The organism is Vibrio sp. 1S139 (assembly GCF_041439475.1).
GTDB classification, from domain to species: Bacteria; Pseudomonadota; Gammaproteobacteria; order Enterobacterales; family Vibrionaceae; genus Vibrio; species Vibrio crassostreae_C.
In genome coordinates, this window is sequence record NZ_JBGOOD010000035.1 from 43477 (window position 1) to 51446 (window position 7970).

At 33.6% G+C, this 7970-nt stretch carries 7 protein-coding genes; 6 read left to right on the forward strand and 1 reads right to left on the reverse strand.

Annotated features, from left to right (window positions below; translation table 11 throughout):
* Positions 1-4: 4 nt before the first annotated feature.
* From ACED46_RS13235 to ACED46_RS13260, 6 genes are read left to right on the forward strand one after another with little or no spacing between them, the layout of a single operon-like run.
* On the forward strand, positions 5-1237 hold the full coding sequence (locus ACED46_RS13235) for a lipopolysaccharide biosynthesis protein (RefSeq protein ID WP_371721664.1): 1233 nt from the start codon (positions 5-7) through the stop codon (positions 1235-1237).
* A complete protein-coding gene (locus ACED46_RS13240; protein WP_371721665.1) occupies positions 1231-1977 on the forward strand; it encodes a hypothetical protein in 747 nt (248 codons plus the stop codon). The genes ACED46_RS13235 and ACED46_RS13240 overlap by 7 nt, the downstream gene beginning before the upstream one ends.
* Positions 1967-2884 carry a glycosyltransferase family 52 gene (locus ACED46_RS13245; protein WP_371721666.1) on the forward strand — a complete coding sequence of 306 codons (918 nt, stop codon included), beginning with the start codon at positions 1967-1969 and terminating at the stop codon, positions 2882-2884. The genes ACED46_RS13240 and ACED46_RS13245 overlap by 11 nt, the downstream gene beginning before the upstream one ends.
* A complete protein-coding gene (locus ACED46_RS13250) occupies positions 2838-4004 on the forward strand; it encodes a hypothetical protein (protein WP_371721667.1) in 1167 nt (388 codons plus the stop codon). The genes ACED46_RS13245 and ACED46_RS13250 overlap by 47 nt, the downstream gene beginning before the upstream one ends.
* Positions 3994-5094: a UDP-galactopyranose mutase gene (gene glf, locus ACED46_RS13255; RefSeq protein WP_371721668.1), complete on the forward strand. Its 1101-nt coding sequence runs from the start codon at positions 3994-3996 to the stop codon at positions 5092-5094. The genes ACED46_RS13250 and glf overlap by 11 nt, the downstream gene beginning before the upstream one ends.
* Positions 5094-6008, forward strand: a complete 915-nt coding sequence (locus ACED46_RS13260) for a glycosyltransferase (RefSeq protein ID WP_371721669.1) — start codon at positions 5094-5096, stop codon at positions 6006-6008. Before glf ends, ACED46_RS13260 begins: the two co-directional genes overlap by 1 nt.
* Before the next feature lie 49 nt (positions 6009-6057).
* On the opposite strand, the gene wecA is transcribed toward ACED46_RS13260, so the two are convergent.
* Positions 6058-7119 carry a UDP-N-acetylglucosamine--undecaprenyl-phosphate N-acetylglucosaminephosphotransferase gene (wecA, locus tag ACED46_RS13265; RefSeq protein ID WP_371721670.1) on the reverse strand — a complete coding sequence of 354 codons (1062 nt, stop codon included), beginning with the start codon at positions 7117-7119 and terminating at the stop codon, positions 6058-6060.
* Positions 7120-7970: the final 851 nt, after the last annotated feature.

A 7970-nucleotide genomic window follows, 5' to 3' on the forward strand; every position in this document is an offset into this window, starting at 1 on the left:
TAAATTGTTCAAACACTCTTTACACTATCTCATATCAAATGTTGCAAATGCTTCAGTCCCTTTTATATTACTTCCATTTTTAACGAGTAGTTTAACTACTGCTCAATATGGTATTATTGGTCTATTTCAAATTATGGTGGTTAATTTTTCTGCCATAATTGGTATGGGGGTGTCTGGTAGTTCAAGCCGGTACTATTTTAGCTCTGATAACAGAAGTCAAGCTGAGTACAACTTCCACTGTATTTTTATAATCATAGTTTCGTTCATTATATTAGCTACCGGCTTTTATCACTTTTCTGATTCTATAGTAAAGGAACTTCCTAAGCAGTATGTTTTAGTTGCGCTTATCTCTTCTTTTTTTACAGTTTTATACCAGTTTTATTTAACACAATTACAGGTTAGGAAGAAAAGTGTTGATTACTTGAAGGTTCATATCTTATTTTCAGTATCTAACGTAATGACATGTTTAATGTTATTATCATTATATAAACATGAATGGGTTAGAATTTATAGTATATTAGCTGTAGTATCTTCTTTTGGTTTGGTTGTTGTATTTTTTTCATTTAGAGAAAAGCTAATCTTAGTTTGTAGGTTTAAATACTATACATTCTATGACATAATTCGGTTCGGAATTCCATTACTTCCTCATGTAATATCATTGTCGTATATAAACTCTTTAGATCGCTATGCTATTAATAGTTTTTTAGGTTTTGGTGATGTGGGTATTTATACTGTAGCTTTTCAAGTATGCCTCGCCTTATCTATATTATTTGATTCTTTTAACAAGGCATATGTACCATGGTTATATGAAAAACTAGCTAAACCAGATTGTAGCAAAAAAAATATTGTTAAACTAACATATATAGGATTTGCTATTTTACTTAGCCTAGGTGGGGTATTATATTTTTCTTTGCCGTTAGTGTTTTCTTCATTATTAAGTGATGATTATTCTGATGCTGCTACTGTTGTTGGAATATTATCATTAGCTCAGGTTTTTGGTGGGATGTACCTATTAGTGACAAACTATATTTTTTATAGTAAGAAAACGGACTACTTATCATATGCGTCATTACTAACGTTGTCTTTTTATTATGTAATGTTATATCACTCAATTGAAATAACATCTATAATAGATGTTGCTTATTGCTTTTTATTAGCAAAAGCAATTCACTTTTTATTGGTTTGGTTGTTCTCTATGAGAGCTTACAAGATGCCTTGGTTTATTAAGTTATGTTAATTATTAATTATATTAAAATGATGTGGGCTAGAATTGCCTCTGTTTTTATCTTGTCTGTTTTGTTTTTGTTTGTTATTTTTAAAGTAATGGGTGATTACAATCAGTATGTTTTTGAATATGATGTTGATTTTTCGAAGTTGAAAGAAATCAATGCTCCCATTCGTTATAATTTCGTTGGAAGTGATCATGGGATGATAACGTACAATCATATATTGAAAAACGCCTTAAGTTATAATTTTCTGGCGAATTATAATAAAGTCGTTGAAAAGTACGATATTCCAGTGGGTTACTATAACTTTAAAATAAACACCGTAGATAAGAGTATAAATTTTGTTAGTCATTCTGATTATGAAACGGTAGTAGGTTTCTCAAAGGAACTTAATGAACTAATTTATGATTACTACAAGAGCGAATATGAACAGTTAATTAGGAAAACAATTAGCTACAAAAGGGTATTACTAGAAAAAGCGGAAAATGACATCAAGTTACTAGAAAAAAAGTCGATGGAGACTCAAAAACAAATATCTAACATTCATCTACTCCAGTTTGATATTCAGAAATTGAGGAGTGTTCGAAGAGTGCTAGCATCAGATAGCGTCGAACTCTGGAATGTGGAAGTTGATATAAAGAAAACAAAGCTGGAGAAGCATAAGCTTATTGCAATTTTTTCTTTCTTTTTAATTCAAATTATTTTTATTGCCTTGTCTTTTATTAAATTCAGAGAAAACCATGAAGATTGATAAGATGGTCTTCTTGGATAGTAATTACTCTTATTTAATGTATAGAATGAGCGATTATTACTCGTCGTCTGATATGGTTATATGTTCAGATGGATTAAGTGATATTGTAAGAGGTAAAATACCCAAAAAAAAATACTTACCAATAAAAAAATTAGGACTTGTGGGGCGGCTAAAGCTATTTTTTTCTTTGTTATTTCTATTAGTAAAAGTTCAACGTTTTAAAGGTACGATATTAGGGCAAGACCATTTGTTTTTTTCTTTTTGCTTTTATCGAAAAAAATATATTTTGGTAGAAGATGGGTTAGTTAATTATCTACCCCCTCGTTCTAAGAACTTTTTTAATAAGGTTAAGTCTTACCTTATCAATGGGGAGCTTTATGGATATAATAAATATTGCACAGGGCTTGTTCTTTCTGGGAAGGAGAATATCCCAACCTCGTTAGTTCATAAAGTTACTATCTGTAAGTTAGATGACGTATGGGAAAAAAAATCTGAAGAGGAAAGGGAGGAAATTCTATCTGCTTTTTCTGTATCTAAAGTAGATTACAAATTTCAGGATTCAGTTGTTGTATTGACTCAGCCATTTTCTGAAGATGGAGCTATCTCTGAAAAGTATAAGATTGATTTATATTCTAGAGTTATTGCTCACTATTTCGATGATAAAACACTCATTTATATAAAACCACACCCTAGAGAAGTGACAGACTATTTAACTTTAATGGAAAGGAAGGTTGAGCTAATTGAGAGACATGTGCCCTTTGAGCTCATAATGCTTATAAGGCCAAAGATCAAGGTACTAACTTTCTTTTCTACATCAGCATTGTCTGAGGAAAATGCTACTTTTTTAGGGACAGAATTTGATGAAAAACTTAGAAACCACTATGGGCCCATTAAAAGTAATTTTTGATACTGAACGTAGTATCTACATACATATCGGTATGTATTTGTCATTGTATATGCTAGCAATGACAGTTAGCAGTACTTTGTTGTTAGCGCTAAGCTTGTTTTTTTTACTAGCTTCTACGGTACCTGTATTTATATATAACCCTAAATATTACCTATACGTTGTTGCTATTACGTCCCTATCTCTGTTATTTAACTCTTTATTTAACGTTTACCCATTAAATAGATTGGTATTTAACCATGTCTTTTTAATGGGCAACTTTATTTTAGGTGTTTTAATACTTAAAAATAAAATATGCCCACTTAAGATATCCAAGTACGCGTTGGTTGTTTTCTTTACTTATTTATCTGTTATGATTGCATTATCCTACTTACTTGGCGAACGAGTTATTACACTTATTAGTCGGCTACAAATTGGGTTTAGTTATAACTATATTTCTGGCTACATTATTGTCCTAGGGTGTATTTATTTATCTTTGAAAGTATTCTTTTCAAAGGTATCTTCCAAGGAACTTGTTTTATCCTTGTTAATTTTTATATTCTGCTTTGTTTTGTATGGAAGAAGTGGTATTTTATTTTCTTTTTTGATTATGGTTATTTTACTAATCAACTTTATGAATGAAAAATATAGTCTTAAGTACATGTTGTTTTTAACCGGCCCATGCGTTGTCTTACTTTTTTTATTCAAGGATAATATAGTTGATGTTATTTCAATGACCAAATTTGGGGCAAGTGGAATTGAATCTCCAAGAAGTATTTTAATTAACGATTATTTGGAAGGCTTGACATACAAATCCCTACTATATGGAGTTGATATGAGGGCAATCCCAAGCATTAGCCATTATAACGTTAATCCTCACAACTCTATTTTGAATTTTCATTCATCATTCGGTATTTTCTCATTTGTATGGATGTTTTTTATTGTATCCTTATTTGTTTATTTACTCGCCATAAATATTACGGCAGGACTTTTATTATCAATAATTATACTTAGAGGCTTGTTGGATACAATGATTTTTCCAGGCCCTTTTGATTTTTTGTTGATAGGTGTTTTATTAAAGTTTTGCGATACAAGTAAATTCTACTTGAAGACTTTTAGAAAGGTACTGAACTATGAAGTATGATTATTTGATTGTTGGAAGCGGTCTGTTTGGAGCTGTGTTTGCCCATGAGGCGAAAAAAAGAGGAAAATCGGTTAAGGTTATTGAGAAAAGAGACCATATTGGTGGTAATGTATATTGTGAAAACATCGAAGATATTAATGTTCATAAATATGGCGCGCATATTTTTCATACTAATGATAAGAAAATTTGGGACTATGTAAATTCATTTGTAGAGTTTAATCGTTATACCAATACACCAATGGCTATTTCTAAAGGGAAAATCTACAATTTGCCATTTAATATGAATACTTTTAATCAACTTTGGGGAGTTACTACCCCAGAGCAAGCTAGTGCTATTATTAAAGAGCAAAGCTCTGAATTAGATGGAAGAAAACCGTCTAACTTGGAAGAACAAGCTATATCTCTCGTCGGTCGAGATATTTTTGAAACTTTAATTAAAGAATACACTGAGAAACAATGGGGAAGGGAGTGTAAAGATTTGCCTTCGTTCATTATCAAAAGGCTTCCGGTAAGATTGACATATGATAATAATTACTTTAATGACAATTACCAAGGGGTCCCAATTGGTGGGTATAATAAACTGGTTGAAGCTTTACTCGAGGGAATTGATGTTGAATTAAACGTCGACTATTTTCAAAGTAAAGATCGCTGGAATGAAATCGCAGACAAGGTAGTATATACTGGTCCTATTGATAAGTTCTTTGATTACTCGTATGGAAAACTAGAGTACCGTTCTCTTAACTTTGAACACGAAATATTACCTACTAGTAATCATCAAGGCAACGCCGTTATTAATTACATTGACAAATGTCATGAATTCACTCGAATCATTGAACACAAACACTTTGAATTCGGGCAGCAAAATAAGACAGTGATAACTAAAGAGTACCCTAAAGAGTATGAAGAGGGTGATGAATATTACTACCCAATTAATGATACTCATAATAACTCTATTTATACGAAGTATAAAGCCTTGAAGAATTCCGCTCCTGATATAATATTTGGGGGGCGCTTAGCTGAATATAAATATTATGATATGCACCAAGTTATAGCTTCCGCATTGAAAGCAATCGATAAGGAGTTTTCTTGATGTTACCTTCAGTCGTAGCAATTGTGGTTACTTATAAGCGGCCAGAGCTCCTAGAAAAGGTTTTGCATGCAGTACTAAATCAAAGCCACACAGTATGTAAATTACTAATTGTAGATAATAATAGTAGTGATAGTACTTGCTCAGTAGTTGAAAAATTCTCTCGGGTTAACGATGTTGTTGAATATCATAATACGGGTGATAACCTAGGAGGGGCGGGGGGCTTCCGTCGAGGGTTTGAACTAGCTAAAGACTACGATTACACTCATTTGTGGCTGATGGATGACGATTTCTTACCGAGTGAAACTTGTTTGGAAGAGCTTCTTAAAGTAAATAATAAAAGCATCAGCCAACCTATGCGCTTTAACCTAGATGGAACATGCGCAGAGATATCTCCTGTGCAATATGATCTTAGTAATCCTTTTGTTTTAAACCCTAAACGACAGACCGTTTTGGATCTTTCTAAAGTTCAGTGCTCTGGTGCGCCATTTGACCTTGATGGGGTGCCTTTTGAAGGTCCTTTGATTTCTAAGTCAGTTGTTGATAGCGTAGGTTTCCCTGAGCCTGAATTTTTTATCTTTTATGATGACTTAGACTTTAGCTTAAGAGCTCGTAAAAAAGGATTTGAAATACATTGCGTTCCTAATGCTACTGCGACTAGGCTTCTCATTAATAATCAGAAAGATGACTTGAAATCTTGGAAGGGTTATTTCATGTTACGTAATCTTTTCTATGTACATTATGCTCATGGAAACAACTTATTGGTAAAAGCGAAACCATTAGTCATTGCACTTGGTTATGGCTTTTTATCACTAATCAAACGAGATTTTGGACAGCTAAATACTGTGTACAATGCATATAAAGATTCTTTCAATTTAGGAAATACAAAATCCCATAGGCCAGGAGCTCGAGGTTAGATTTGATTTAAAAGATCCAGGGCTACGTATTTGTAGCCCTTGAAAATGTTTACTTCATTCTTATGCGTCTGATAAATTGAGTTATTTTAAAAATATTGTTAATAAAACAAAAGTAAATTAGGAAGCATAAAATAAAAGAGTAAAACATGATGTAGTCAGGAATAGACACCATTTCTGAATATATACCGATGCAAGCATAGAATATTGCTATTGTGCATATGGCGATTAAGGTTTGATTCGAACTCAGGCCTATACGCTGGAAAATGTGATGTAAATGTTCTCTATCTGGACGAAACGGTGAGCGTCCTTGTCTAATTCGTCTAATCATTATCGCAGACATATCCATCAATGGTAAGGCGATGAGCCATAAAGCTGTTACTGGCTTCAATGGTGGAGCAGCTCCGTTCTGACTAGATAGCAATAGCAGCCAGATTACGGTAAAACCTATCAGCATACTTCCAGCGTCTCCCATAAAGACTTTCCGCTTTCTTCCAAAAAAACCTAAATTAAGAAGAATATAAGGTAGGGTTACTGTAATTAAGACTAGGCATATATATGCTAAGTCAAATTGACCATCGTAAGCTAGCATTATTCCCAGCCCACCAAAAGTTACTATTGAAAGTCCTCCAAGTAACCCATCTATTCCATCTACCATGTTGAATGAGTTAATGGCTGCGACTACAGCTAGAATTGTTACTAAGTAGCCGAACCACCCCAAAGTAACGATTTCTCCCGTTCCGAATACATCACCAATAGTTTGTAGTTCTATATCTCCAAGAAACATCATAGCTACCGAGAGGGCACCCTGGACCGCAAACCTTAGCTTAAAATCCAGATCAAATTTATCATCTAAAGCGCCTATACCCACAAGTATGATGATACAAGATGCGTACAGCGAAGTATTTGGGAGGATTTCTGGGTTATTAAACAAGAAATAGAGAATAGATATACATATAGATATACCACCAACTAGAGGTACTGCACCATTATGTAATTTCCTCGTTGTGGGGTTGTCTACTAAACCAATTTTTTTAGCGACTTTGCGCATTGTAAAAAGTGTTGCTAAAGAAAAGAAGAATAAAAAGGATAAGTCTACAAAAGGTATAAACACTATCAAGCCTGCTAAGTTATGTTTGTATTTTTCGTCGTTAACTCAACTATGCTATTTACCAATGCTTATTCGTGGGCTTATGGCAACGTTCAAAGCCTATAGTTGAGGTGTATGTATTTGAGTTTGTTTCACTTCATGTTACCTAACCTTCCATAATAAAGAGCTGAAAGCACCAAGGTCTAGGCCTCGTGATAACAATCGGGAATATTACCATCGTAGTTATCAAAAAATTGTTGCTACATTACATATCGCCTGCGAGTAGTGGACTTGGAGCATTGTGTCGCGTTAGCACCTACGCAGTGATACTTTTGTTGTACTGATAAAAGGCACTTCGACGATTCTCCTTTATCATCTTCTAAATAAAAGGCTATAAGAGCTATCATCTTTAGTCGGTAATCTTTACTCAAAACAAGTCCAAATACTAGCAAAAGAACAAGTGATGTTCGAGTTTCTAGCTATATTTTGTATAAATCTTAGTTACTCGAAGCTCCAAATCCTACTTCACAATTATTATAAATCATTGGTTTATAGATACTAATTTTAAACAGGTGCCTGATTTCAGGCATGCTTGATGTTTAGAAACTATCAGCTACCTTATTCTTGTGTTGAAGTCTCGTCAGTGACCTGAGCTGTCACGGCTTGCTGTGAACATATTCATAGTAAGGTATGTTATTGTGAAGCGACATATAACTTATATACTTTTGTGTGCTTTCAAATGTCTAGACGCCGAAATTTATTTTATAGAACGAGTGTGTATTTATTACCCCAGAGCTTGCTGTAAGCCCTAGGGGGACATCAGGGCGCGAGCACACTTTGTTCAATTTATAACCCAAAGAAGACTCGTGCCCGAT